This is a genomic window from Clostridium sp. OM05-5BH, assembly GCF_003481505.1.
GTDB classification, from domain to species: domain Bacteria; phylum Bacillota; class Clostridia; order Lachnospirales; family Lachnospiraceae; genus Otoolea; species Otoolea fessa.
Window position 1 is genome coordinate 15,218 of the sequence record NZ_QULJ01000010.1, and the last position, 24,817, is coordinate 40,034.

Here is a 24,817-nt window from a genome sequence, read left to right on the forward strand (position 1 = left end):
TCAGGTACAAGATAACGGGAAATGAGAGCAAACCTGTTTCTTTCATCATACTCTCAGACAAACTGTTTGTCAATTAACAAACCAAACTGTAAGTTTTTCTTGACAATTTGTCAGTGCATCCCTATAATTGAGAAAAAATCAAACAGACAGTTAGTCAAACAAAAAATAAGTTTGGAAAAATACAAACTGAAAGTGAGGGAGCAGGATGGACAGGGACAGTTATGTATATAAGACACCGGCTTCAAAGCTGGTACAGGTGGCTGCGATTGCGGCGGAATACAAAGGCAGACCGGATATGCTGATGACAGTGATCATCCGGGCGCAGAAGGTTGTGTCGGCATTTTCCAAGGAGGTGGCGTCAGTCATCGCCAGGGAGATGGATATTCCGATGAACAAGGTGTACAGTTTCATCACCTTTTATGCGATGCTGTCGGTAAAACCGAGGGGGCGCTACATCGTCCGGATGTGCAAGAGCGCGCCGTGCCACGTACATGGGGCGCAGGCAGTCGTTCAGGCGCTGGAGGATCAGCTCGGCATCAGCATCGGGGAGACGACCGAGGACGGAAGGTTCACCCTGGAATACTGTCCCTGCCTGGGACTCTGTGAAATATCCCCGGCGATCATGATCAATGAGCACGTGTACGGCAACCTGACGCCGGAATCGGTGCGGGATATTATCAAACAATATATACGGGAGGATGTGGAATAGTATGGAGGAAATGCACGTATTGCTGAAAAACCGCGGCAAGATTAATCCGAGAAGTTCACAGGAGTATGCGGACCGCGGCGGATTTGAAGCGCTGAAAAAAGCACTTTCGATGGATAGTGAAGCGATTATCGATGTGATCCGCGCCTCCGGACTTCGTGGACGCGGCGGTGCGGGATTCCCGACCTACCGCAAGATGGAGTTTACCGCCCATGCATCTGACCCGACGAGATACATCGTCTGTAACGCCGATGAGGGAGAGCCGGGAACGAATAAAGACCGGATTCTTCTCTCGACCGACCCGTGTGCGGTCTTCGAGGGCATGGCGATTGCTGGAAAAGCAGTCGGCGCCCATACCGGATATATCTATCTGAGAGCCGAGTATACATATTTGTTCCCGGTATTAAAAGATGCGCTGGAGGATGCGGAAAAACGCGGATTTTTAGGAAAAAATATGATGGAGAGCGGTTTTGACTTTGAAATCAAGTTCCGCTCCGGTGCGGGTGCTTACGTCTGCGGCGAGGAGACGGCATTGTTTGAGTCCATTGAGGGAAAACGAGGCGAGCCACGTTTCCGTCCGCCGTTTCCAAGCATTCACGGACTCTTTGGAAAACCGACCATGTTAAATAACGTAGAGACGCTGGCGAATATTGCACCGATCCTCTTAAACGGAGCGGAGTGGTACCGCAGCATCGGCACGGCAAACAGCCCTGGCACGAAACTTTTTACGGTCTGTGGAAATGTGGTCCGCAGGGGCGTATTTGAATTTCCGATGGGCGTGAACCTCAAAGATATCATTTATGAGGTGTGCGGCGGTATCGCGGATGGAAAAGGGCTTCTGGGCGTGCAGACCGGTGGTACCTCCGGTGCGATCATCAATGCAGATCAGATCGATATGACACTGGATATTGATACAGTTTCGGCATCCGGCGGACGTCTTGGCTGCGGTACGATTCTGGTCATCGACGACAGCAACTGTATTGTAGATATTGTGCGAAACAATTTGGACTTCTTCCGCGGCGAGTCATGCGGAAAATGTACACCGTGCCGCGAGGGCGGCCAGCAGCTGTACAATCTGGTTACCCGCATCAGCCGGGGGCTGGCGACTCTGCCGGATCTGGAAAAAATCGATGAGCTGACGGAGACGATGCGTCTGACCGCACTTTGTGGTCTGGGACATTCGACCGCAGTTCCGGTGCAGACGAGTATCCAGAACTTCCGAAAGGAATATCTGGCGCACATTGATCGGGATTACTGCCCGGTCTGTACACAGGCAGCTGTGGCGGAAGGCATTTATGAAGCAGAAGAAGATTATAGAAACGATGGAAACAGCCGGATAGGAAGACAGCATGCAGCAGTCGGTGAACGTGATGTCATATATGATTCGTATGACGCGTATGCAAGACACCGCAGCCGGGGAACATCCTATGCGGGACAGTTTAAACGGAGAGGGGGAAGAGAAGCATGATGGTACATCTGACAATCGACGGACAGCCGGTAGAGGTGGAGGAAGGAACGACGATCCTCCAGGCGGCGAAGAAAGCCTGTATCCACATTCCGACTCTCTGCTATCATGAGGATTTGAGCATCAAGGCGGTCTGCCGTATCTGTGTGGTTGAGGTAGAAGGACAGAGACTTCTTCCGACCGCGTGCAGTACACCTGTTTCGGAGGGAATGGTCGTGCAGACGGCATCCCCGAAGGTACTGAAAGCGAGAAGAAATATTCTGGAACTGATTTTTGCGAGACATCCGCAGGAATGCCTCGTATGTCCGAAGGACGGAAAATGCGATCTGCAGAAGGTGGCGCAGGATGTCGGAATGCACCTCGATATCCGCTATGACAAGCAGCTCCGCCATCAGAAGGAGGACTGGAGTTCTCCGGCCATCATGCGGAATCCGCAGAAATGTATTCTGTGCGGGCGTTGTATGGAGGTCTGCAATGAGATTCAGGGAATCAACGTCCTTTCGAAGGAAAACCGTGGATTCCATACGCTGATTGCCCCGGCCTATGGGGAAAAACTGGCTGATACCAATTGTATTAACTGCGGCCAGTGCGTGCAGGTGTGTCCGACCGGAGCATTGACGGTGCATTATCATACCTACGGGTTATATCGCCAGAAAGAATTAGGCAAAAAACTGATTATCCAGGTGGCTCCGTCCGTCCGCATTACGCTGGCGGAGGCACTGGGTGAGCAGCCGGGTGTTGTCAGCACGGGACGTCTGGTGTCGGCACTTAAGCGCCTGGGCTTTTACAAGGTATTTGATTCTGATTTTTCCGCGGATCTGACGATCCTGGAGGAGGGAACGGAACTGTTAAACCGCCTGCAGAATGGCGGAACTCTGCCGATGATCACCTCCTGCTGTCCGGCGTGGGTTAAATATTGTGAGACTTACGCGCCGGAGTACACGAAGCATTTATCGACGGCAAAATCCCCGCAGCAGATGTTCGGTGCGCTGATCAAGACCTGGTTTGCGAAGCGCGAGGGCATCGATCCGGGTGAGATCTGCAGTGTTTCTGTTATGCCGTGTACGGCAAAGAAATTTGAGTGTACCCGTCCGGAAATGAGGGACAGCGGCTATCAGGATGTGGATATTTCCATCACGGTACAGGAACTGGCAGCGCTGATCCGTGCCGGTGGAATCGATTTTTCTGAGCTTCCGGATACGCCGTTTGACGATCCATTTGGCGAAGGAAGCGGCGCGGGACTTATTTTCGGTGCGACTGGCGGCGTCATGGAGGCGGCACTCCGCACCGTTTATGCGGTGGTAACCGGCAAAGAGATGGAACATCTAGACTATACACCGGTCCGCGGTTTCGAGGGAATCAAGGAATCGCAGGTTGATTTGAACGGCAGAGTGATCAAGGTAGCCGTGGCACACGGCATCAAGAATGCCAAGATTCTGCTGGAAAAGGTAAAGAACGGAACCGCCGATTATCAGTTTATCGAGATCATGGCGTGTCCGGGCGGCTGCATCGGCGGCGGTGGAAATCCGCCTAAGACATGGTCGATCATGGAGAAGCGGAAGAAAGCCATCTATGAGGCAGAGGCAGAGCTTCCGGTCAGACAGTCGCACAAGAACCCGGCGATCCAGAAAATTTATGAGACGTATCTGGGAGAACCGTGTGGGGAGCTGTCACATAAGCTGCTGCATACAGAGTACTGCAACCGGCAGGATCTGTTGCAATAGATTATGTTATTGATCTTCCCAAGTCTCAATCCGCGCCTTACGGTTCAAAATCCCTTTCTCCCATATCATTAAATGCATCTTAAATTCAATCGAATCCTGCGCTGTCGTAAAGGGTTCTTCACGCAGCAGTTCGGAGCGGATGCCGCGCTTTTCAAGCTCTTTCTGTCTTTTTTTGGCAAAAAGTTCGAGAGCCAGGTGACGGGTCTGCTGGGCTTTTCCGAAGGTGCGGGACGGGTAGGCGGAAGAGGCTTTTTGAAGCTTCCGGGTCAGGAGATCGACTGTCTTGGCATGGGCGTTCCGGTGCAGGAGGCGGGCAATCTGACGGGCGCGGCGCTTGGTGGGGTGCTGCTCATAGTCTTTCAGGCGATGTAGCAGTTTTGGATCACTGGCTTCGACGGCGATGGATTGGAAGACGCGCGAAGCGTCTTCGGAGAGATGCCAGGGATTTTCACGGATGACGCGGTATTTTTCCGGGACCGCCGGGTAGCAGCAGACGTTCAGTGGGGGAAATTCCGCGAGGGAGGCAAGCTCCCGCTCGTTTGCGTTGCAGGAGTTTTCCCCCAGATAGTCGAGTTTGTCGCGCAGGATGGCGATGCGGTATTCGAGCTGGCGGAGGTATTCGTAGCCTTTCATCCAGAAGTGCCCGAGCTGACTGTAGTCATAGTAGTGATTTTCGAGAGTCAGATCTTCGAAAAAGAGTGTGACAACCGAGTCTCCCTGATGGACGATCAGGGCATAGCGTTCGTTTTCATCCTGGGTTAAGAGGGCATCGAGTTCGCCCTCGTATGCCGGATCGTAGGTACCGGTCAGGCGGGCGTTGTGGAAGAGAAGGAAACTTTCGACTGCATCATTCATCAGGTAAACCAGGCGGATCGTGTCGGGAGCAGAAGTGCCGGTTTCCGGGAGAATAAGTTCGAACTGGTTTTCGGATAATAGTAATTCTAACATGGAAAAGGGATCCATTTTATAAAACTCCTTAATGTATAAAAATCAAAATGTTTTCCGACACAGGCAGAAAAACGGAGCCAGTGACTATCGTATTCTCAATACAGGAAAACATAGAACAATCATGGTAATTATAAGAGAAATAAGAAGAGGATGCAAGAGAAGAGCAATGCTGCTGCCGGATTGTACAAAATTTTCAGCTCAGAAAAATTTTTCCAGTGAATCGTAACATTTTCTATGTTTCACAAAAAAAGATAGTAAAACCGCGCGATTCGTGTTAATATAAGAAAGCATAAGAATAATCGCGGTGTTTTTGCAGCGGCGGTGAAAACCGCAAAGCTGCGTAAGAGACTGCAAGTATGAATAGAAAGGAAAATTTATCATGGAAATCACAAAAGCAACCACGATGGGCGAGATGCTTCAGTATGATATGGGTATTGCATATGTTCTGATGGAGGCAGGCATGCACTGTGTTGGCTGTCCGTCTTCGATCGGTGAGTCTCTGGAGGAGGCCTGCATGGTACATGGTCTGAACGCAGACGAGGTTATGGCAAACATCCAGGAGTACCTGAACGCAAAGAAAGAGTCTGAGCAGGCTGAATAATCGGAACTTAGATGTTCGATAAAATTTCGGATAAAAAGACGCTGTGTACGAAGTAATGAGGCTTCAGCATAGCGTCTTTTTCGTTGTTTTATAGGAAAGAACGCCTCATAAAGCAAGAGTGAAAAATGCTCGGATTGTTGTTTAGAGACTGAAAATTGTGTAAAAATAGTATACATTACAGAATTGACGTGATAAAAAGAACCCGTTATAATTGCGATAAAAATATTTTTACTTTTTTTCCGGGAGAGAGACTAAAACATATAACCGGATAAAAGCGGGTAGCTGATAGAGTACATAGAGATACAATGGAGGGATGGGAGTATGTTCAGTAAGCGTGAGTATGAATACGTGATGGAAATTGCGAAGGAAGGAAGTTTTTCAAAAGCAGCCCAGAAACTCTATATTTCCCAGCCGGCGCTCAGCGGTGCGATTAAAAAGATTGAGAAAGAGTTATATGGGATCTCGCTTTTTGACCGGAATGTGAACCCGGTGGCACTGACCCCGGCGGGGCAGTATTATCTGGAAAAAACGCGGAAGATATACGAGCTCAGCAATGAGATGGAGCAGCATTTTGCAGAGCTGGCGGGTATCCGTTCCGGTGTGATTAACATCGGAAGCTCCGGATATTTCTGTGCGTATTTTCTTCCGGAGGTGATCCGGGGCTATTGCAGACTGAATCCAAAGTGCCGGATCAACGTGACGGAGACGGATATTTCAGGGATGGATGCGGGGCTTAGAACCGGGCAGTTTGATATCACGATGGATGTCGAGGCACTCGACCCGGAGATGTTTGAGAGTGTGACGCTGGGGTATGAGTATATGATTATGGCGGTTCCTGCTTCCTTTGCTGTGAATGAGAAGCTGAAAGAGTTTCAGATCTCCAGGGAATCAATCCTGGAGCGGAGTTTTCTGGATGAAGCGGTGCGTGCGGTGGACCTTTCCAAAGTCTCGAAAGAACCATTTCTGATGCTGAAAAAGAATCAGGATTCTTATAAAAGGAGTATGGATATCTGCGCCCACGCTGGTTTCGAGCCGAAGGTGATTATGTATTTTGATCAGCTTCAGACTGCCTATAATGTGGCGCGGAGCGGACAGTCCGGTATCATCTTTTTTAGGGATGCACTGCTGAAATACACAGAGAAAACGGAAAAACTCTGTTATTACAAGATTGGCGATCCGCTGGCAAAGCGTGCAATCCTTTTGTCGATGAAGCGCTATCCGGGCGTGGGGGCAACAGTAGATGATTTTATCAAATACATTCTACTGGCTAAAAAATAGTTTAAAATTTCACAAAATACTGATAGAAAATTGCTTATAGTGCCATATTTAAAAATAACTCGGATTTTTAACCAGATAAAATACTGGAGTATATCCCATAGCTGAAAAAATAGAAACTTGGATGCAGAGCCTGGGCGGCGGCTATTCCCATGACTGTGCGAAAGCGATTGCACTGGTGCCGTTTTTCAAGGCTGCATATTAAAATAAGTGTTCAAATTCTCAGTGTCATGGACAGGCATAAGGATTCTCCTATGGACATCAAACATACTACTAGAATGATTAACTTATAAAAGCAATAATAAAACGATTATATATATTTAAAATCATACGTCTGGAACAGGCATTTCCACTTCCTCCAACTACAAGGAAAGCCTGTATCCAGGCGTATTTTCGCTTATTAGGGAAGGTCAAGTATCATTTTAGACACGTTATGGTCCATAACCATTTACCTATACGTCCATATTCGAAAGAGAGTTGGAACATTTTTGGTGGGAATGGTAAAGTAATGTCAGAAAGAAACAGAGAGCTTCAAGAGGTTGGGTTTCAGACGCTGAAACAAAATGAAAAGAAACAGACAAATAGAACTTCTGAAGAAGCAATCTCTGACAGATAAAGGAGGAAACCATATGAGATTTGCAACTATCAAAGTGAACGGAACAGAAAAAGCCGGTATCGTCTTAAAGAATGGAGTGCTTCCGATTGAGGCACTGAATGCAGCAAAGGGAACTGCATGGGCCGAGGATGTCATGAGTCTCATCCAGAAGCAGCAGATTCCGGGACTGACAAAATGGTATAACGCAGGCGGCAAGGAAGAGCTGGAGAGCATTCCGGGACTGGTTCCGAGTGAGAAAGTTGTATATGGACCGCTCTACCGCAATCCGAAACGTATCTTTGGTATCGGTCTTAACTATGCAGACCACGCTGGAGACATCGGTTCCGCAGCTCCGAAGGGATTTCCGGGAAGCTTCTTCAAACAGGCAGACACCCTGATTGGTCCGGACGATGAAATCCTGCTTCCGAAGTTGAAAGAAGCACAGAAAACTACCGCAGAGGCAGAGCTTGGAATCATCATGGGCAAGGATTGCAGAGATATATCCGAAGAAAACTGGCAGGATGCCATCGTCGGTTACACCACCATCCTTGATATGACTGAGGAATCCATCTTAAAGGGAAATGATTATGTAAGCGGCAACCCGAGATATTTAACCATCGTAAAGAACTTCCCGACCTTCTTCTCCTTCGGTCCGGAGCTTGTAACCCCGGATGAGGTACCGGATGTCAATGAACTTCTGGTCCAGAGTGTTCACAACGGTGAAGTTCATGCAGAAAACGTAGTAGCAAACATGACCCACAGACCGCCGCGTCTGGTATCCCTGCACAGCAGCATCCAGGGATGGTACGCAGGAGACATCCTTTCCACCGGAACACCGAGAGCGTTCCACATCCAGGATGGCGATGTAGCAGAGTGCCGCATCACCGGACCGGACGGATTCGAGATGACACCACTTGTAAACCCGGTTGTTGACTTAAAAAAACATCCGGAAAAGGAAGTGTAGGAAAATAAAAAATTCAAACAGAACATTCAAATCATTTTATATATTCATTTTACAGGAGGTAACAGTATGGATTTAGGATTAAAAGACAAGGTAGTTCTCTGTATGGCATCAGCAGCCGGACTTGGCAAGGGAATTGCAACCGAGATGGCAAGAGAAGGTGCAAAGGTTATGATTTGTACCGCAGAACCGTTTAAAGATCAGCTTCTGGAAGCACAGGCTGAGATTGAGAAAGAAACCGGAAACCGTCCGGAGACCTTCCTCTGCGATGTTAACAAGGCGGAGGACATCGAGGCACTTGTAAAACACACCGTTGAAACACTGGGCGATATCTACGCACTCGTAAATATGTGTCCGGGTCCGAAGCCGGGACCGTTCGTAAGCTTTGATGATGCGGCATGGGAGGGCGCTTTTGAGATGTGCCTGCTCTCCTACGTAAGAACCATCCGTGCGGTACTCCCGTCCATGAAACGTCTCGGCGGCGGCCGTATCGTAAACTCAACTTCTTCTTCCGTTAAGGACTGCCTGGACAACCTGATTCTTTCCAATACCATGAGAATGGGCGTTGTCGGCATGAGCAAGACCCTGGCGAGTGAGGTCGGCAAAGACAATATCTTAGTCAATGTCATTGGACCAGGTCGTATCGGCACCGCAAGAATTGAGAATCTGAACAAGATGCGTGCAGACAAGGCTGGCATCAGCGTAGCAGATTACGAGAAGGAAGACCTGAAGAAGTTCCCGATGGGACGCTACGGCACCATCGATGAATACGGACGTCTGGCTACATGGCTGTGCTCCGAGGCGAATACATACGTATCTGGTCAGACCATCCTGTTAGACGGTGCGATGACAAGAGCATACTAATTGCAAAACATGGCAAAGATGCATTTCCGGAATGCAGGACATCCGGAAGAGTTCACGGAAGGCATGTTTTGCAGGTGAATTGGGAAATTTACCCGGAACTGCAGATACCTCTCTCCCGGAGGACATTTGGGGAAATGAAATCTGGGAGAGAATATAGCATAGAGGAGGTTGTTTAAAGCAGGCACTTTTGAAATAGAAAGTGCTGTGAAACAACATGGTGGTCACATATGTGTGAACAGTAAGTGAGGGTATTGCATAAGAAGGGGAATATTCATGAAAGAAAAAAAGAAATTGAGCTTGGCGACAAAGACGTTCATCGGTTTTGGCCTTGGTATTGTCATCGGACTCGTATTTGGAGAAAAAGCAACCATTGTAAAACCTCTGGGAACCATCTTTTTAAATATGATTAAAATGATTGTCGTTCCGATGGTATTCTTTTCCATCACAGCGGGAGTCGCGAGCTTAGGAGACTTGAAAAAGCTTCGGAACATTGGCGTGAAGGTGGTTGGACTGTATGCGCTGACATCTGCACTCTGTGTAGGATTAGGGCTTATCATGGCAAACATCATCAATCCAGGAAAAGGATTTGATTTAACCGCGTTATCACAATCGACTGATTATGAGGCGCAGGCGATGCCGAGTATCATTGATACGTTAATCGATATGTTCCCATCCAACATTTTCACTTCTTTTACCAACACAAATATGCTGCAGATTATCGTATTTTCGGTATTCTTAGGCGTAGCACTTATCATGATGGGAAAAGAGGGGGAACGCCTTTTAGCAGGTGTACAGAGCTGTGCCAATGCAATGTATAAAATCACAGCTATTGTTATGGAGTTTTCTCCGATTGGTGTATGTGCACTGTTAGCAGATTCAGTTGGTGCATATGGTCTGAAAATCTTTGGACCGCTCGGAAAGCTGATTCTCACGGTTTATGCTTCCGATGTAATCCTTGTTTTACTGATGTATATTCCGATGGTAGCGCTTCTGGCAAAGTTCCCGGTAAAGAAATGGCTGCAGGGTATCTGGAAAGTATGGGTTGTAACGGCCAGCACCACCAGCAGCAGCGGTTCTCTTCCGATCACAACCTCTGTTACGAATGATGAGTTTGGCGTATCTTCCGAGTTATCATCGTTCTCCCTGCCGCTTGGCGCAACCATCAACATGAATGGTGGATGTATCTACTATGCAGCAGCTATCGTCATGACGGCACAGATTTATGGAATGAACCTGACACCGTCCGCATTGGTAAACATTATTATTTCTACTGTATTAGTAGCTATGGGCTGTCCGGGTGTTCCGGGAGGCGCGATCATCATGACCACGATTCTTCTGACGAACATGGGACTTCCGCTGGAGATTGTAGGTCTGATTGCCGGTATCTTCCGACTGATTGATATGGCAAATACAACCTTTAACGTAACCGGTGATGTGGTAACTACCATGGTAGTAGCACGCAGCGAGGGCATGATGCATACGCTGGGAACTGGTGCGGAAACCGAGACGAAGGCAGCGTAAGGGCTGGAGAACAGAAAAACGGAATTCCGGCCGGCTACCAGGAAAAATAAAATATTCTTGGAAAAGTGTCAGCAGATGCGGACCAATGAGAATCTGAGAGTATATGCAGAATGAAAAGGAGATTTTATTATGGATAAATTATTCGCAAAAAGAATGGATGAACTGGTTCCGTCTGGAATCCGTAAAGTAAACGAAAAGGCGCTGGCAATGGAGCGCGCAGGAGAGACGGTCATTCACTTTGAGTTAGGGCGTCCGGATTTCGATACACCGGAATACATCAAGAATGCCTGCATCGAGGATATCAAAAAAGGCGATGTATTCTATACTTCCAACTTTGGTACCATGGAGCTGCGGGAGGCGATTGCCTGGAAATTAAAGACGCAGAACAATGTAGAGTACAAACCGACTGAGATCATCGTCAGTGTAGGTCTTTCCGAGGCAGTTTTTGATGTCATGGCAGCAATTCTCGACGAGGGCGATGAGGTTCTGGTTCCGAATCCGGGCTGGTTAAACTACTTAAATGTTCCGAAGCTTCTGGGCGCGGTTCCGATTACCTATACATTGAAAGAGGAGAATGATTACCAGATTGATCTGGATGAGATTCGTGCAAAGGTTACCCCACGGACCAAGGCACTCGTTCTTATCACTCCGAGCAATCCGACCGGCGGTGTGCTGGCAGAGGATGTGCTGAAAGAACTGGCAGAGATTGCTGTGAAGAACGATATCATGATTATATCAGATGAGGTATATGAGAGACTGTTATACGATGATGCAAAACACATCAGCATCGCCTCTCTTCCGGGCATGAAGGAGAGAACCATCACATTAAACGGCTTCTCCAAAGCATACTCCATGACCGGCTGGCGTCTCGGCTACGCAGCCTGCAGCGAAGAGATTGTCAAGACTGTCAATAAGCTGCATCAGCACGTGGTTACCTGTGCAAGTTCCTTCGTACAGAAAGCCGGCGTCGTAGCGCTGAAAGAAGAGAAGAACGAAGTAGCAGACATGGTAAAAGAGTATCAGAGACGCCGCGACTATGCAGTTAAAGCAATCAACGAGATCGACGGACTGAGCTGCCGTTGCCCGAAGGGTGCATTCTACATCTTCATCAACATCGAAAAGCTTGGCATGAGCGGCCAGGAATTTGCTCCGCTGCTTCTTGAAAATGCCAAGGTAGCAATGGTACCGGGTGATGTATTCGGAAGCGAAGGCGACCACTATATCCGTATGTCCTTTGCAAACAGCTATGAGAATGTTGTTGAGGGATGCAAGAGACTGAAGGAATTTGTGGAGAAGATTCGTAAGTAAAAGTTACTTAAAAAATTTGCTTTACGAATTGAAAGACCGAGTGAATGGTCGGAATCTGGATAAGGAAGAATAGTAGAATAAAAATTCTTCAAATGTTAAATAAATTCGACCAAGAAATGATAGAAAAATATGAAATAAAACACAGGCAGCTTCGACGGATATCGTCTAGGCTGCCTGTGTCTATTAGGGGCTGAAGTCCCATTTTGTACGTTTTGTGCAAAAATTCTAAAATATATGTAGAAACAGAATGCACAGAGAAAGAGCAAATTCTTATGCCTTAATCTTCTTTTCCTCCAGATTCCGGTAATACTCCTTCACCATATCGATAAAATCCTTCGCGTGTGGTGAAATAATGCTGTTCTTCTTATATAAAAGCAGCAGCGGCACGCTGAACGGTGGATTGTCTACGGTGAAGAATGCAAGCTGCTCCACGTGGGCAGTGTGGCGGATTCCGCCTTCCGGGAGGAAGGTGATGCCGAACCCTCTTGCCGCCAGGTTGACCGAAGTCGTACTGCTGGTGGTGTATAGGGCATCCTTTGGTTCCATATTCATCTTGGCAAAGAGGTTTTTCATGGCGTGTCCCATGACCTGATCCTCCTGCAGCAGGATGAAGCGTTCCCGGCGCAGCTTTTTCATGTCGATTGGAAGCGGATGGTCCGGAGTGCCTGCTTCCAGACCGCGGATAGCCGGATGGTCCTTGCTGGCTACCAGAAGGAGGCGCTCATTGAAGATGGTGTCATAGACGAAATCATCCAGATTGAGCGGCATATTCATCAGGGCAAAATCGATCTGATCCTCCTGTAACAGCTTGGAAAGCTGGGCAGTGTGGTGTTCACGTAAGGTGATGCGGACATCCGGGTGGCTTTCAGAGTAGCTTGGCAGGATATCCGGCAGCAGGACGGATCCGCGCCACAGCGTCATGCCGACATTCAGAGTACGGCTGCGTCCCGTTTTCAGCTCGCCGAGCTGTTCCTCAAACTGCCCGGTCAGGACTCCGACACTTTCCAGATAACGCATATAGATTTTTCCTGCCTCAGTTAGTTTGAGCGGCATATGGCTGCGATCGAAGAGCTTGACACCTAATTCCTTTTCGGTTCGTGCGATACACTGGCTTAAATATGGCTGTGACAGATATAATTTTTCAGCCGCTTTGGAAATGCTTCCCTCACGGACGGTGGTAATAAAATACTCCGGGTTTTTAATATACATTTTTCCGCCTCCATTTAGCTTAATTAGCCTTTGCTTTATAGGACTATTTTTAAATGCTTATACTATTGTAAAAAAACAATATTTATATTCTCGTTCCGGGGATGGTATTTCAAGTTGATGCGTGTTATATTATAGCCATCAGGAAAAAACAAGAGTTTTCACTTAGAAGTATCCTAATAATATATAATAATATTACAATAGCGATATGTCAAGTGAAGAACCGACCTGATTCTATACCAATCCCTTTTATGTATAAGTATTGACAGGTATCCGTTACCAGTTTATTTCTTTTTATTTATGTAAACCCTATTGCATCAACCCTCCATGTGCGGTCAGAAGCCAATGACAGCACTACAGCAGTTATCCGAAGATTCCCTCTTGGAGGATAACATGCGTTTCCACGGAATTGCTGCCGATTGGGTAACGGATTTCAAGGCAGAAGTGGAGCAAAGATTTAATAAAAAACCGTTTAGTCAGGAGTTGACCCCTCCTAGCTGGACGGTTTTTTATTGTCTGGATAAGTAAGGTGGAATAGCTTGAGCACATTATATACCCCATTTTTAACTAGGTTTTTTCAAAAACCCGCTCATTCTTGCTTGTATTTTTTCAATTTTCCTATATAATAATAAAGAACGTAGATGAAGCTTTTACCTTTATTGCTACAAACTATGTACGCAGCAAATGTTTACAGGCGGGGAGTTCCTGCTGTGAGATTCCGTGTGATACAATCACAATAAAGGCAGGCGTGCATACACTAAGAAGAAAGGCGGATTTATTAGTTATGAAACAGTTGATTTATCTGGACAATGCGGCGACAACCAAAACGCGTCCGGAAGTAGTGGAGGCAATGCTCCCGTATTTTACGGAGTATTACGGCAACCCGTCTTCCGTTTATGAATTTTCGGCAGAGCCGAAGAGAGCGATTGCACAGGCTCGCGAGACGATCGCGAAAGCGCTGGGCGCAAAGTCCAACGAGATTTACTTTACCTACGGCGGCACGGAGTCTGATAACTGGGCGCTGATTTCCACAGCAGAGGCATATCAGGCAAAGGGCAAGCACATTATCACGACCAAGATTGAGCACCATGCGATTCTGCACACCTGTGAGTACCTGGAGCAGAGAGGTTTTGAGGTTACTTATCTGGATGTAGATGAGTTCGGTGTTGTTAAATTAGACGAGCTGGAGAAGGCGATCCGTCCGGACACCATCCTCATCTCTGTTATGTTTGCAAACAATGAGATCGGTACGATTGAGCCGATCAAGGAAATTGGTGAGATTGCGAAGAAACACGGCATTTTATTCCACACCGATGCGGTACAGGCATTTTGTCATGTTCCGATCAATGTAGATGAGTGCCATATCGATATGCTCAGTTCCAGCGCCCACAAGTTAAATGGACCGAAGGGAACCGGCTTCCTTTATATCCGTACCGGATTAAAGACTCGTTCCTTCATCCACGGCGGCGCACAGGAGCGTAAACGCCGCGGCGGTACCGAGAATACGGCTGGTATCGTAGGATTCGGCAAGGCAGTTGAGATTGCGATGGCGACGATGGAAGAGCGCACAGCAAAAGAAAAAGCGATGCGTGACCACCTGATCGAGCGTGTATTAAAAGAAATTCCATTTGCACGCCTCAACGGACATCCCTCCCAGAGACTTTCCAACAATGCAAACTTTGCATTCCAGTTCATCGAGGGTGAATCCATGCTGATCATGCTTGACATGGAAGGCATCTGTGGTTCCAGCGGTTCTGCATGTACCTCCGGATCCCTGGATCCGTCCCATGTACTTCTGGCGATCGGGCTGCCGCATGAGATTGCACACGGTTCCCTGCGTCTGACCCTGTCAGCCGAGACAACCATGGAGCAGATTGATTTCACGGTAGACTGCTTAAAGAAGATTGTAGAACGTCTTCGTTCTATGTCTCCACTGTATGAGGATTACATTAAGAAACATCCGCAGCAGTAAGATTTAGACATTTTAAGCAAAATGAACATCCACAGATAGGTACTTTTGCAACTGAAAGTGCCGTAGGATAACGTGGTGGCAGCAGAAATTTGCCGTATTTAAAGACGAAAGCACGGCAAATTCCGTTACTGTACACATACACAGTGAATGAAGATATAGAGAGGAAACACCCGATGTATTCAGAGAAAGTAATGGATCATTTCCAGCATCCGAGAAATGTAGGCGAGATTGAAAATGCCAGCGGTATGGGTACCGTCGGCAACGCAAAATGCGGTGATATTATGCGTATTTACCTGGATATCGATGACAACCAGATCATCCAGGATGTAAAATTTAAAACATTTGGCTGCGGTGCAGCCGTTGCGACCAGTAGCATGGCGACCGAGATGGTAAAAGGAAAAACTATCCAGGAAGCGATGGAAGTTACCAACAAAGCCGTTATGGAGGCACTGGACGGACTTCCGCCAGTTAAGGTACACTGTTCTCTGCTCGCAGAGGAGGCAATTCACGCTGCTCTCTGGGATTATGCTCAGAAGAATGGCATTGAGATCAAAGGACTCGTAAAACCGAAGACGGATATCGGCGAGGAAGACGTCGAAGAAGAGTATTGATGAAAAAGAAAAAAGTAGTAGTCGGCATGTCAGGAGGAGTTGACTCCTCCGTGGCTGCCTGGCTTTTAAAAGAACAAGGATACGATGTGATCGGCGTCACAATGCAGATCTGGCAGGATGAGACGAATGTAGAGCAGGAAGAGCACGGCGGCTGCTGTGGTCTGAGCGCTGTCGATGATGCCAGACGGGTTGCAGAACGGCTTGAGATCCCGTATTACGTGATGAACTTCAAAAAAGAGTTCAAAGAAAATGTCATGGATTACTTTGTACAGGAATATCTGGACGGGCACACACCGAATCCATGTATTGCCTGTAACCGATATGTAAAATGGGAGTCCCTTTTGCAGAGAAGTCTGGAAATTGGGGCTGATTATATTGCAACGGGACATTATGCGCGCGTGAGGAAGCTGCCGAATGGCCGCTATGCGATCTGCAAGTCTGCGACGGCGGCGAAGGATCAGACCTACGCGCTTTATAACCTGACCCAGCATCAGCTTGCACACACTTTGATGCCGGTCGGCGAATATACGAAAGACAAGATTCGAGAGATGGCGGAGGAGATTGGACTTTCGGTGGCACACAAGCCGGACAGTCAGGAGATCTGTTTCGTGCCGGACAACGATTATGCAAAATTTATCGAGGAAAATAGTAATTGCCGGATTGACGAAGGCAATTTTGTAGATAAGTACGGCAATATTTTAGGTCATCATAAAGGAATTACCCATTATACAGTGGGACAGAGAAAGGGCTTAAATCTGGCACTCGGTCATCCGGTGTTCGTGACGGAGATCCGTCCGGAGACGAACGAGGTTGTGATCGGGGAAAATGAGGATGTCTTTTCCAACTGCCTGACCTGCCGGAATCTCAACTGGATGGCGATTGAGGATCTGGGCGATCAGGAGATGCGCGTCAGTGCGAAGATTCGTTACAGCCACAAAGGGGCGCTCTGTACGATCCGCAAGATTGGCGAAGATCGGGTGGAATGCGTATTTGATGAGCCGCAGAGAGCGGCGACGCCGGGACAGGCAGTCGTTTTTTATGACGGCGAATATGTCGTAGGCGGCGGTACGATCGAATAATATAGAAATGAAAGAAGATTTTAATTGGGCAGAAATGTCTGTCGGCATCAAAGTTGTGCTGCGATGGGATTGATTGGAAACAGTGAATGCGCGGATCATGGAGAGGTTAGAATCTTCTGTAAGATTGGAGTTTTTTATAAATGGCAAGAGGAGAAAGCAGAAAAAGAAAGCCAGGCACACCGGATTACCGGAAACGTTTCTGGGCGGCGGTGACCGCGATTGTGGTCGCGGCGGGTTCCATTGGCGTAAGCCATGCGGGATTTACCCTTCCGAATCAGGCACAGAAGCAGGTGCAGATGGCGGCTGCTGAGACAGAACCGGCGGAACAGACAGCGAAGAAACAGGTGCCGAATGCGGCAAAGCGAAGTCTGGAGCTGGAAGATGCACAGGGCATTCAGGAGGCGGATGCAGCGGCGGTTGCGGACCAGAGCGAGCTGGAGAGTGACAAAACGACGGCGAGCGGCTTCCGGAGTGTCGATGAGACAGTGTATGCGACTGAGAACCTGCTCAACGTGCGTTCGGGCTGTGGAACGGAGTATGAGATTGTGACACAGCTGAATCAGGGCGACAGCGTGCAGCGCGTCGGTATCGGAGACGGCTGGAGCGAGGTGCTTTATAAGGACAAGAGCTGTTTTATCCGTTCCGAATACCTGACGACGACCGAGCCGGGCAGTGAGGAAGCGACGGTCACAGCGCAGGGGGCAGAAGCGGATGCACAGGGTGCACCGGTGTCCAACGGACGTATCGTAGCGATCGACGCGGGACATCAGGCAAAGGGCAATCCGGACAAAGAACCAGTTGGACCGGGCTCCTCGACCATGAAGGCGAAGGTGGCTTCCGGCACCGAAGGTGTATCGACGAAGCTGCCGGAATATGAGCTGACTTTATCAGTTTCGAAGAAGTTAAAACGGATTCTGGAAGAGAGAGGCTATCAGGTCGTCATGATCCGGGAGTCCAACGATGTCAACTTAAGCAATGCGGAGAGAGCGGAGATCGCCAACAAGAGCGGCGCCTCCATTTTTGTCCTGATTCATGGCAATTCGCTGGATAACACGACAGTCAACGGAACACTCTCCATGTGCCAGACGGCGACCAACCCGTACAACGGCGGGCTTCACGCGGCAAGCTATTCTCTTTCCAAGAAGATCACGGACTCTGTCTGCGCGGCAACCGGCTTCAAGAACCGCGGTGTGCAGGAGACAGACAGCATGAGCGGCATCAACTGGTGTAAGATACCGGTTTCCATTGTCGAGATGGGCTTTATGAGCAACCCGGAAGAAGATCAGAAGATGGCACGGGATGATTATCAGGAATTGATTGCCGGGGGAATTGCGAACGGAATTGATGCGTATTATCAGTAAATAGTGAAAAAAACAGATGACAAAAGTCAAAATATCATGTATAATAGTATAGGTGTTTCGAAGAGAAACACCTAATATCTGGAGACGTAGCGAAGCGGCCGTAACGCGGCGCACTCGAAATGCGTTTGTCGGTTCATCCCGGCACGAGGGTTCGAATCCCTCCGTCTCCGCGTCCTGGGGATCCTTGTAAATACAGGGATCCCTTATTTTATTTCATAGGAAATTGCGTCCTGTGAAACAAAAAATGCTCCGCGAGGATGCGCACTTGTGCGAAGCAGAAACATGTCGCAAGCGAAAAAGAGCTGCCACGTTTTGAGTGACAGCTCTTGGCAAATTTATGGATTTTTACCGTACCTTCGTATCTTCCGCATAAAACTCCGCATAAGCATCCTGCAAAGTCTTCAGCGTCTTCGGATCTTTTCCTCCGATTGGTTTTCCATCGAGTTCAACGGCCTGGATGCAGAGCCCGCCGGAGCTGCTGACAATGATTTCGTCGGCGTCTGCCAGTTCCTGCATGGTAAATGGTGCCTCGCTGGTCGGGATGCCGTTTTTCTCAGCTAACATCAGCAGATGTTTTAACGTGATGCCCGGAAGAATCAGATTATCTCTCGGTGGGGTGCGGAGAACGCCGTCCTTGATGATTAAGATATTGCTGTGGGCGCATTCGGTGACGCGTTCGCCGCGGTGGAAGACCGTTTCCTGGCAGCCCTGTTCGATGCAGCGCTGGTAAGCGATGACACTTGGAATCAGGTTCAGCGTCTTGATGTTGCAGTGCAGGAAACGGGTGTCCTCCATCGAGATCAGGCGGAAAGTCTTATCAAATGGAATCAGGTCGCACGGAACAGTAAAAATCATCAGATTTGGTTTTACGGTAGCAGGTGGAAACTGATGTCCACGATAGGTAGTTCCGCGGGAACACTGCCAGTACAGCATACCGTGGTCAATTTCATTGGCATCGATGCATTTCTGCAGCTCGGCACGCAGTTCTTCACGCGACATTTCAAACGGGATTTCCAGCAGCTTGCAGCTGTTGTAGAAACGGTCCAGATGGTCGTCTGCGGCAAAAATGTTGTTGTTTGCAAAGGTGGTGGCATCGTAGCAGCCATCTCCAAAATAAACGGCGCGGTCCAACATCGGGATTTTCATTTCCTCGAGGGGGCCGATTTCTCCATTGTAATATCCGACATATTTCATTGCATATACTTCCTTTCTATGTTGATTCGAAAATACCTCGTCAAGTGTTTACATTATACCACATCCGCCTATAAGATGAAATCTCCCACAGGCGGATGTGTTCTTATCATTACATATTTATTTGTCTTTATGTTTAATAATCTTATATCCGCCTACCAGCAGCGTCGGCAGCAGGTAGAAGAGGATAAATCCGTAAGACAGGTACGAATAGCCCTGCTCGATCAAGGTGACAACGCCGACGCGGGATAATACGAGTGCAGCGATCAGCGTGATGACCGTAATCAGACCGCGGTTTGTATCGGACAGCTTGGCAGCGCCCTTTTCCTCCATGGCAACGTCGAAACGGTCGATGATCATGTGGATGCAGCCAGTTGCCGTCTCAACCAGCGTCCAGCCCATAACGAGACTGAATAGTGCCATCAGTGCCGGTCCGCCGTTGACTGCCTTGATCATTTCCATCCACGGGGTTGTGACATCCGCGCCGACGATGGAGGTGTCACCGTAGAAGCACATCATCGCAAAGTAAGACAAAAACCACGGAATAACCATCAGAAGACCGGCGATCAGACCGGAAATAAAGGTTTCTTTCCGTTTGGTCTGGCGTGTCAGGGAGAACATGCCCATCGGGATGGAATTGATGTTGTAGGCAACATACAGGATACCGGTGTAAATGCACAGCGGAACAGTGACAGAGCCGTCGTAGGTGCTGGTGTCCATCGTGCTGAATACATGGGAAATGTTGCTGCCCTTGTTGACGAGTACCAGAATTGTAAACAGAATATAGCCGCCATACAGTAAAATAGTACCGATCGATTCAAATTTCTCGATCACCTTGGAACCCTTAAAGTTCAGGAGTCCGCAGATCAGAACGATCACAACGGAGCCGAGAATATTCGGAAGTCCGACCTGCTCGAAAATACTTCCAGTTGCGGCTGCCATAACGGCAATCAGCAGAATCGCGATGAGGACAGTTAAAATATCCATCATCGGCCAGAGCGGTCCAATGACCTGCTTGATATAGTTTTTATAATCGTAAACCTTGTAGATCCGGCAGATCTCAAAGGTCAGGAAGGCAAACAGGGCAAAACCGATGCCGATCGTCAGTCCGGAGATCCAGCCCATCGCTCCGAATTTTGCACCGTAAGAATAAATCTCACGTCCGGTTGCATAGCCGCCGCCAATCAGAACCGATTGCAGCAGGACGCCCGGCAGAATGTACTTGGCGTATGTGCCTTCGTAGAAATTTTTGAATTGTTTCATACCTTTCACTCACTTTCTTTTGTTGACTATTAAAAATTATAAAGGATGAATGAAAAACTTGCCAATAGAAAGAACAGATATTATAATAAGGGAAACTTATAACAAAACAGGAAAAGCCAGATCGAAAGCCCGTAAATTGGACGGCGTGATTCATTTTTCTGCTCGATCGAAAAGACGCGATTACATATAGGATATAGAAATGGGGAAATGAGATGAATTTAAAACAAATGGAATATTTTGTGGCGGCGGCGGAGCAGCTGAATTTTACGCGGGCGGCGAAAAAATGTTTTATTTCGCAGACAGCGATGACGCTGCAGATTCGGTCGTTGGAGGAGAAGATCGGGGTGCCGCTTTTTGTGCGGGACAAGCACCATGTCGAGCTGACGGCGGCGGGAAAGGTATATCTGAACGAGGCGCGGGCGATTCTGGTCCGCGCCGAGGAGGCGGCGAAGCTCGCGCGGACGGCAGCGGAAGGCGTAGCTGGGGAGCTGACGATCGGATTTATCCGGGGATATGAGCAGAGCCGTTTTTCGGAGACGCTCAGAAGTTTTCATGAGGCGTACCCGAATATTTCGATTCATCTGCTGCGGGAAAATATGAGTGCGCTCTATGAGCTGTTAGATAATGGAACCTGCGATCTTGCGTTTAATCTGTCTTTGTACACGCAGAATTACGAGGATTTAAAGCATCGATTCCTCAAACGGTTTCCGATGATGGCGGTTCTTTATCCGGGACACACGCTGGCGGGAGAGAGCCATCTGATGTACCGTGATCTGGCGCGGGAAGACTTTATCATCATGCAGCCGCAGGGACGTTCCAACGATGAGGCGGAAGAAGTATTGATTTGTTACAATAAGGGCGGTTTTATACCGAATATCGTGGCGCGTGAACGGGAGGTACAGACGGTGCTTCTGGAGGTGTCAGCGGGATTTGGCGTGGCGATTCTCCCAGAATATGCCGTCCGCCATTATCGGAATGCGCGGAATCTGGTAGTGGTTCCGCTTCTCCGCGCGGACGGCAGCCCGGAAGAGCTTGATTTTGAGATCGCATGGCGTCAGAGCAACCCGAATCCGGCGATTGAAAAGCTGCTGCAGTGGGTGGAGACACATGAGTATGTGGAATAATGAAAGCTGGAAGCTGCTGTTCATATCTGTTGAAGGGAGATTAACTGGAAAAATGAACACAACCATGTGCTTATAAAATGAAAAACAGGCATATCGCAGAGAAAAGGATGAAAATCATGCATGGATTCCTGCGGTATGCCTGTTTTGGAATAAATGGATAAGGGCTGCTATCAGTCGGGCTGCATGGTAAAAAGAGTTTGAGCGCAGTCTTTATTTAAATGGGAAAACAACCGTCAACATCCATTTAAATGCTTCCGGTGCATAAACGGCGTGCGGCTTTTTCGCCGGCATGACGAGAACTTCGCCTGCGTGAACCAGGTGCTCGACGCCATCGACCGTGAAGCGGCCGGTGCCTTCCAGAACGGTCACCATCGCATCTCCGGTGGAATCATGGGTGGAGATTTCTTCGCCTTTTGCAAATGCAAACAGAGTAACGCTGACAGCTTCGTTCTGTGCCAGAGTCTTGCTGACGATCTGACCGTCTTCTGCGTTTACCAGGCCGGCTAAAGACTGCACTTTTTCGTGAGTAATGTTTTTGATGTATGGGTATTCCATAATGAACCTCCTTAATAAAATCTCGTTTAGATATATAAATTTTCGTATTCTTTTGAGTCTGATTGAGTCCATTCGGCAGGTGTGTATGGAGAGCGGAACCTGCACGAAATGGTTGGGTAGGTCAATCGGGGGAATGGCAGATATTAATCTAAAATCCGCCCATCGATCGAAATGGTTGTTACCTGCCATGGAATGAATTTTCCGCTTGCCTGCAAGGCATTTTTAACTGCCTGTTCAATGCCTCCGCAGCATGGAACCTCCATGCGGACAACGGTCACGCTCTTGATATCGTTGCTGCGGATAATTTCGGTCAGTTTTTCGGAGTAATCGATGCTGTCCAGTTTCGGACATCCGATCAAGGTTATTTTACCATGGATAAAGTCCTGATGGAAGCGGCTGTATGCGTAAGCGGTGCAGTCGGCAGCGACCAGGAGCTTTGCCCCATCGAAATACGGTGCATGGATCGGAGCTAATTTAATCTGAACCGGCCAGTTTTGAAGGGCGCTCACCGGGATGGATGCTGAATCAGAAGGATTAAAAGTCTCGGCGCTATCTGCATGAGTATCGTCATGTTCAGAAGGAGCGCTTTCAGTGCGCTTCAGGAAACGGCTCATGGATCCTGGACATCCGCTGAATGCAGGGCGGGCGGAAGCGTTTGCAGAAGCAGCAGTATTTGCATTTTCCAGCACCTGTTTTGCCTTGCGGGCAGCCATATGAACCTGGACGGCCGCTCCATCGTAAGCCGCTGCTTCGCGCTCGACAAAAGAGATGGCACCGGTCGGACAGGCTGGCAGGCAGTCTCCCAGACCGTCACAGTAATCATCTTTTAAAAGAGCTGCCTTTCCATCAACCATGCCGATGGCGCCCTCGTGACAGGCAGAAGCGCAGAGCCCGCAGCCGTTGCATTTTTTTTGATCAATTTCAATAATTCTTCGTATCATGATAAAAACCTCGTCTTTCTTAACTTTCATGTATGAATTTCCTGTCCGTGAGGATAAAAGCACGGAACAATTACTGTTTCAATTACGAGATTAAGTATAATTGTTTTGCTGAGAAAAGTCGGTTGTTTTTACAACGTTTTTAGAAAAGCTACGGCAAATTCCGTTGTTGGACACGCCTTTACTTTCCTATATGCTTGTACTATAATTAATACTTATATAGCCAGATAAAAAGAATGGCGGAGAAAGGCTGAGAACCAGAAAAATCAAAGATAGAACGATGGAGAATGACGGAGTCAGGGGCTGTTGACTCAGCTGGTGGATAGAAGAACTTCTGAAAGCGAGGAAAAACATAAGATGAAATTTGCAAATAAAATGGACCGGTTTGGCGAGGGCGTGTTCTCCATGCTGGCGCAGATGAAGAAGAAAAAATTGGAAGAGGGGGAGATGATCGTTGATCTGAGCATCGGCGCACCGAATATTGCCCCCGCACCGCATATTTTAAAGGCGCTCAGCGAAGCCTGTCTGGTACCGGAAAATTACCTGTATGCAATTCAGGATCAGCAGGCACTTCTGGAGGCAGTGTCCGACTGGTATGCGCGCCGCTATGGAGTGGAGCTGAACCCGGAGACAGAGATTTGCTCTTTGCTCGGTTCCCAGGAGGGACTGGCGCACATCGCACTTTCGATCGTGGACGAGGGCGATGTGGTTTTGGTACCGGATCCGTGTTATCCGGTGTTTGCGGATGGTCCGTCTTTGGCGGGGGCAGAGCTTTACTATATGCCGCAGCGCGAAGAAAATCACTACATCATTGATTTGAAGGAAATTCCGGAGGAAGTCGCTCAGAAAGCGAAATTTATGATTGTTTCCTACCCGAACAATCCGACGGCGGTGCTGGCTCCAGACAGTTTCTATGAGGAATTGATTGCATTTGCAAAGAAATATGATATTATCGTTCTTCACGACAACGCCTACAGTGAGCTTGTGTTTGACGGAAGAACCTGCGGAAGTTTCCTGCGTTTTCCGGGCGCACGCGAGGTCGGCGTGGAGTTTAATTCGCTGTCAAAAACGTACGGATTGGCGGGCGCGCGCGTCGGCTTCTGTGTGGGAAATGAGGAAGTGGTCAGTCATCTGAAAACATTGAAATCCAACATGGATTATGGTATGTTCTTGCCGATTCAGAAAGCGGCGATCGCGGCGATCAGCGGTGACCAGAGCTGTGTGGCTTCGACGAGGGCGGCATATGAGAGACGGCGCGACTGTCTGTGCGACGGACTTGCATCCATCGGTTGGAAGATGGAAAAACCGGAAGGCACGATGTTTGTGTGGGCGCCGATCCCGGCAGGATTTACGGATTCGCTGGAATTTGTACAGACTTTGTTTGAAAAGGCTGGGGTTCTGGTAACACCGGGCAACGCATTTGGACCGTCGGGCGAAGGTCATGTGCGGATGGCACTGGTGCAGGACGAGGATGCGATTGCGCTGGCGGTGCGCCGGATTGCAGAGAGCGGCATTTTACAATCCAATCAGTAAAGATATAAATCAATAG

Annotated in this window: 21 protein-coding genes and 1 tRNA gene; 16 read left to right on the plus strand and 6 right to left on the minus strand. The window is 48.4% G+C overall.

Going from position 1 to position 24,817, the window contains the following annotated elements:
• Positions 1-205 precede the first annotated feature (205 nt).
• Genes DXB70_RS11575 through DXB70_RS11585 form a run of 3 tightly spaced genes read left to right on the plus strand, consistent with a single transcriptional unit; the run spans position 206 to position 3,895 of the window.
• Positions 206-709: an NAD(P)H-dependent oxidoreductase subunit E gene (locus tag DXB70_RS11575; RefSeq protein WP_107001275.1), complete on the plus strand. Its 504-nt coding sequence runs from the start codon at positions 206-208 to the stop codon at positions 707-709.
• 1 nt (position 710) lies between these two features.
• Positions 711-2,174, plus strand: coding sequence for an NADH-quinone oxidoreductase subunit NuoF (gene nuoF, locus DXB70_RS11580; RefSeq protein WP_181357230.1), 1,464 nt, complete (start codon positions 711-713; stop codon positions 2,172-2,174).
• Positions 2,171-3,895, plus strand: coding sequence for an NADH-dependent [FeFe] hydrogenase, group A6 (locus DXB70_RS11585; protein WP_329751004.1), 1,725 nt, complete (start codon positions 2,171-2,173; stop codon positions 3,893-3,895). The genes nuoF and DXB70_RS11585 overlap by 4 nt, the downstream gene beginning before the upstream one ends.
• A 6-nt stretch (positions 3,896-3,901) precedes the next feature.
• Here the strand turns inward: DXB70_RS11585 and DXB70_RS11590 are convergent, their stop codons facing one another.
• Positions 3,902-4,858 (minus strand): DUF3878 family protein, encoded by a 957-nt coding sequence (locus DXB70_RS11590; protein WP_107001273.1) that lies wholly within the window; start codon positions 4,856-4,858, stop codon positions 3,902-3,904.
• Between the two features lie 364 nt (positions 4,859-5,222).
• Between DXB70_RS11590 and DXB70_RS11595 the strand changes: the two genes are divergently transcribed.
• From DXB70_RS11595 to DXB70_RS11620, 6 genes are all read left to right on the plus strand, one after another.
• Positions 5,223-5,444 (plus strand): DUF1858 domain-containing protein, encoded by a 222-nt coding sequence (locus DXB70_RS11595; RefSeq protein ID WP_107001272.1) that lies wholly within the window; start codon positions 5,223-5,225, stop codon positions 5,442-5,444.
• Positions 5,445-5,765: 321 nt separating this feature from the next.
• The gene (locus tag DXB70_RS11600; RefSeq protein WP_117795998.1) at positions 5,766-6,722 is read left to right on the plus strand and encodes a LysR family transcriptional regulator; all 957 of its coding nucleotides are present in this window, start codon (positions 5,766-5,768) and stop codon (positions 6,720-6,722) included.
• Positions 6,723-7,348: 626 nt separating this feature from the next.
• Positions 7,349-8,278 (plus strand): fumarylacetoacetate hydrolase family protein, encoded by a 930-nt coding sequence (locus DXB70_RS11605; RefSeq protein WP_118467031.1) that lies wholly within the window; start codon positions 7,349-7,351, stop codon positions 8,276-8,278.
• A 66-nt stretch (positions 8,279-8,344) separates the two neighbouring features.
• Positions 8,345-9,139 carry an SDR family oxidoreductase gene (locus DXB70_RS11610; protein WP_107001269.1) on the plus strand — a complete coding sequence of 265 codons (795 nt, stop codon included), beginning with the start codon at positions 8,345-8,347 and terminating at the stop codon, positions 9,137-9,139.
• A gap of 273 nt (positions 9,140-9,412) precedes the next feature.
• Positions 9,413-10,660 (plus strand): dicarboxylate/amino acid:cation symporter, encoded by a 1,248-nt coding sequence (locus tag DXB70_RS11615; protein WP_107001268.1) that lies wholly within the window; start codon positions 9,413-9,415, stop codon positions 10,658-10,660.
• A gap of 129 nt (positions 10,661-10,789) precedes the next feature.
• Positions 10,790-11,968, plus strand: coding sequence for a pyridoxal phosphate-dependent aminotransferase (locus DXB70_RS11620; protein WP_107001267.1), 1,179 nt, complete (start codon positions 10,790-10,792; stop codon positions 11,966-11,968).
• A 270-nt stretch (positions 11,969-12,238) separates the two neighbouring features.
• Here DXB70_RS11620 and DXB70_RS11625 read toward each other — a convergent pair whose 3' ends face one another.
• The gene (locus tag DXB70_RS11625) at positions 12,239-13,177 is read right to left on the minus strand and encodes a LysR family transcriptional regulator (protein WP_107001266.1); all 939 of its coding nucleotides are present in this window, start codon (positions 13,175-13,177) and stop codon (positions 12,239-12,241) included.
• 781 nt (positions 13,178-13,958) lie between these two features.
• Between DXB70_RS11625 and nifS the strand changes: the two genes are divergently transcribed.
• From nifS to DXB70_RS11650, 5 genes are all read left to right on the plus strand, one after another.
• The gene (gene nifS, locus DXB70_RS11630; RefSeq protein WP_022358754.1) at positions 13,959-15,146 is read left to right on the plus strand and encodes a cysteine desulfurase NifS; all 1,188 of its coding nucleotides are present in this window, start codon (positions 13,959-13,961) and stop codon (positions 15,144-15,146) included.
• Positions 15,147-15,319: 173 nt separating this feature from the next.
• Positions 15,320-15,757: a Fe-S cluster assembly scaffold protein NifU gene (gene nifU / locus DXB70_RS11635; protein ID WP_022358753.1), complete on the plus strand. Its 438-nt coding sequence runs from the start codon at positions 15,320-15,322 to the stop codon at positions 15,755-15,757.
• The gene (gene mnmA, locus DXB70_RS11640; protein ID WP_118493206.1) at positions 15,757-16,836 is read left to right on the plus strand and encodes a tRNA 2-thiouridine(34) synthase MnmA; all 1,080 of its coding nucleotides are present in this window, start codon (positions 15,757-15,759) and stop codon (positions 16,834-16,836) included. Before nifU ends, mnmA begins: the two co-directional genes overlap by 1 nt.
• A 140-nt stretch (positions 16,837-16,976) precedes the next feature.
• On the plus strand, positions 16,977-18,197 hold the full coding sequence (locus DXB70_RS11645; protein ID WP_118673368.1) for an N-acetylmuramoyl-L-alanine amidase: 1,221 nt from the start codon (positions 16,977-16,979) through the stop codon (positions 18,195-18,197).
• Positions 18,198-18,277: 80 nt separating this feature from the next.
• A tRNA-Ser gene (locus DXB70_RS11650) sits at positions 18,278-18,367 on the plus strand.
• A 175-nt stretch (positions 18,368-18,542) separates the two neighbouring features.
• Here the strand turns inward: DXB70_RS11650 and DXB70_RS11655 are convergent.
• On the minus strand, positions 18,543-19,391 hold the full coding sequence (locus DXB70_RS11655) for an aminotransferase class IV (RefSeq protein ID WP_118673369.1): 849 nt from the start codon (positions 19,389-19,391) through the stop codon (positions 18,543-18,545).
• Positions 19,392-19,508: 117 nt separating this feature from the next.
• Complete coding sequence (locus tag DXB70_RS11660; protein WP_117795991.1) at positions 19,509-20,651, minus strand: hypothetical protein; 1,143 nt, start codon at positions 20,649-20,651, stop codon at positions 19,509-19,511.
• Between the two features lie 212 nt (positions 20,652-20,863).
• Here DXB70_RS11660 and DXB70_RS11665 point away from each other — a divergent pair, with 212 nt between their 5' ends.
• Positions 20,864-21,775: a LysR family transcriptional regulator gene (locus DXB70_RS11665; protein WP_118522614.1), complete on the plus strand. Its 912-nt coding sequence runs from the start codon at positions 20,864-20,866 to the stop codon at positions 21,773-21,775.
• 210 nt (positions 21,776-21,985) lie between these two features.
• On the opposite strand, the gene DXB70_RS11670 is transcribed toward DXB70_RS11665, so the two are convergent.
• Together DXB70_RS11670 and DXB70_RS11675 are read right to left on the minus strand one after the other, a co-directional pair.
• Positions 21,986-22,330 carry a cupin domain-containing protein gene (locus tag DXB70_RS11670; RefSeq protein WP_107001261.1) on the minus strand — a complete coding sequence of 115 codons (345 nt, stop codon included), beginning with the start codon at positions 22,328-22,330 and terminating at the stop codon, positions 21,986-21,988.
• Between the two features lie 143 nt (positions 22,331-22,473).
• Positions 22,474-23,271 (minus strand): 4Fe-4S binding protein, encoded by a 798-nt coding sequence (locus tag DXB70_RS11675; protein ID WP_118673393.1) that lies wholly within the window; start codon positions 23,269-23,271, stop codon positions 22,474-22,476.
• Positions 23,272-23,625: 354 nt separating this feature from the next.
• Between DXB70_RS11675 and DXB70_RS11680 the strand changes: the two genes are divergently transcribed.
• Positions 23,626-24,801, plus strand: coding sequence for an aminotransferase class I/II-fold pyridoxal phosphate-dependent enzyme (locus tag DXB70_RS11680; protein ID WP_118673370.1), 1,176 nt, complete (start codon positions 23,626-23,628; stop codon positions 24,799-24,801).
• Positions 24,802-24,817: the final 16 nt, after the last annotated feature.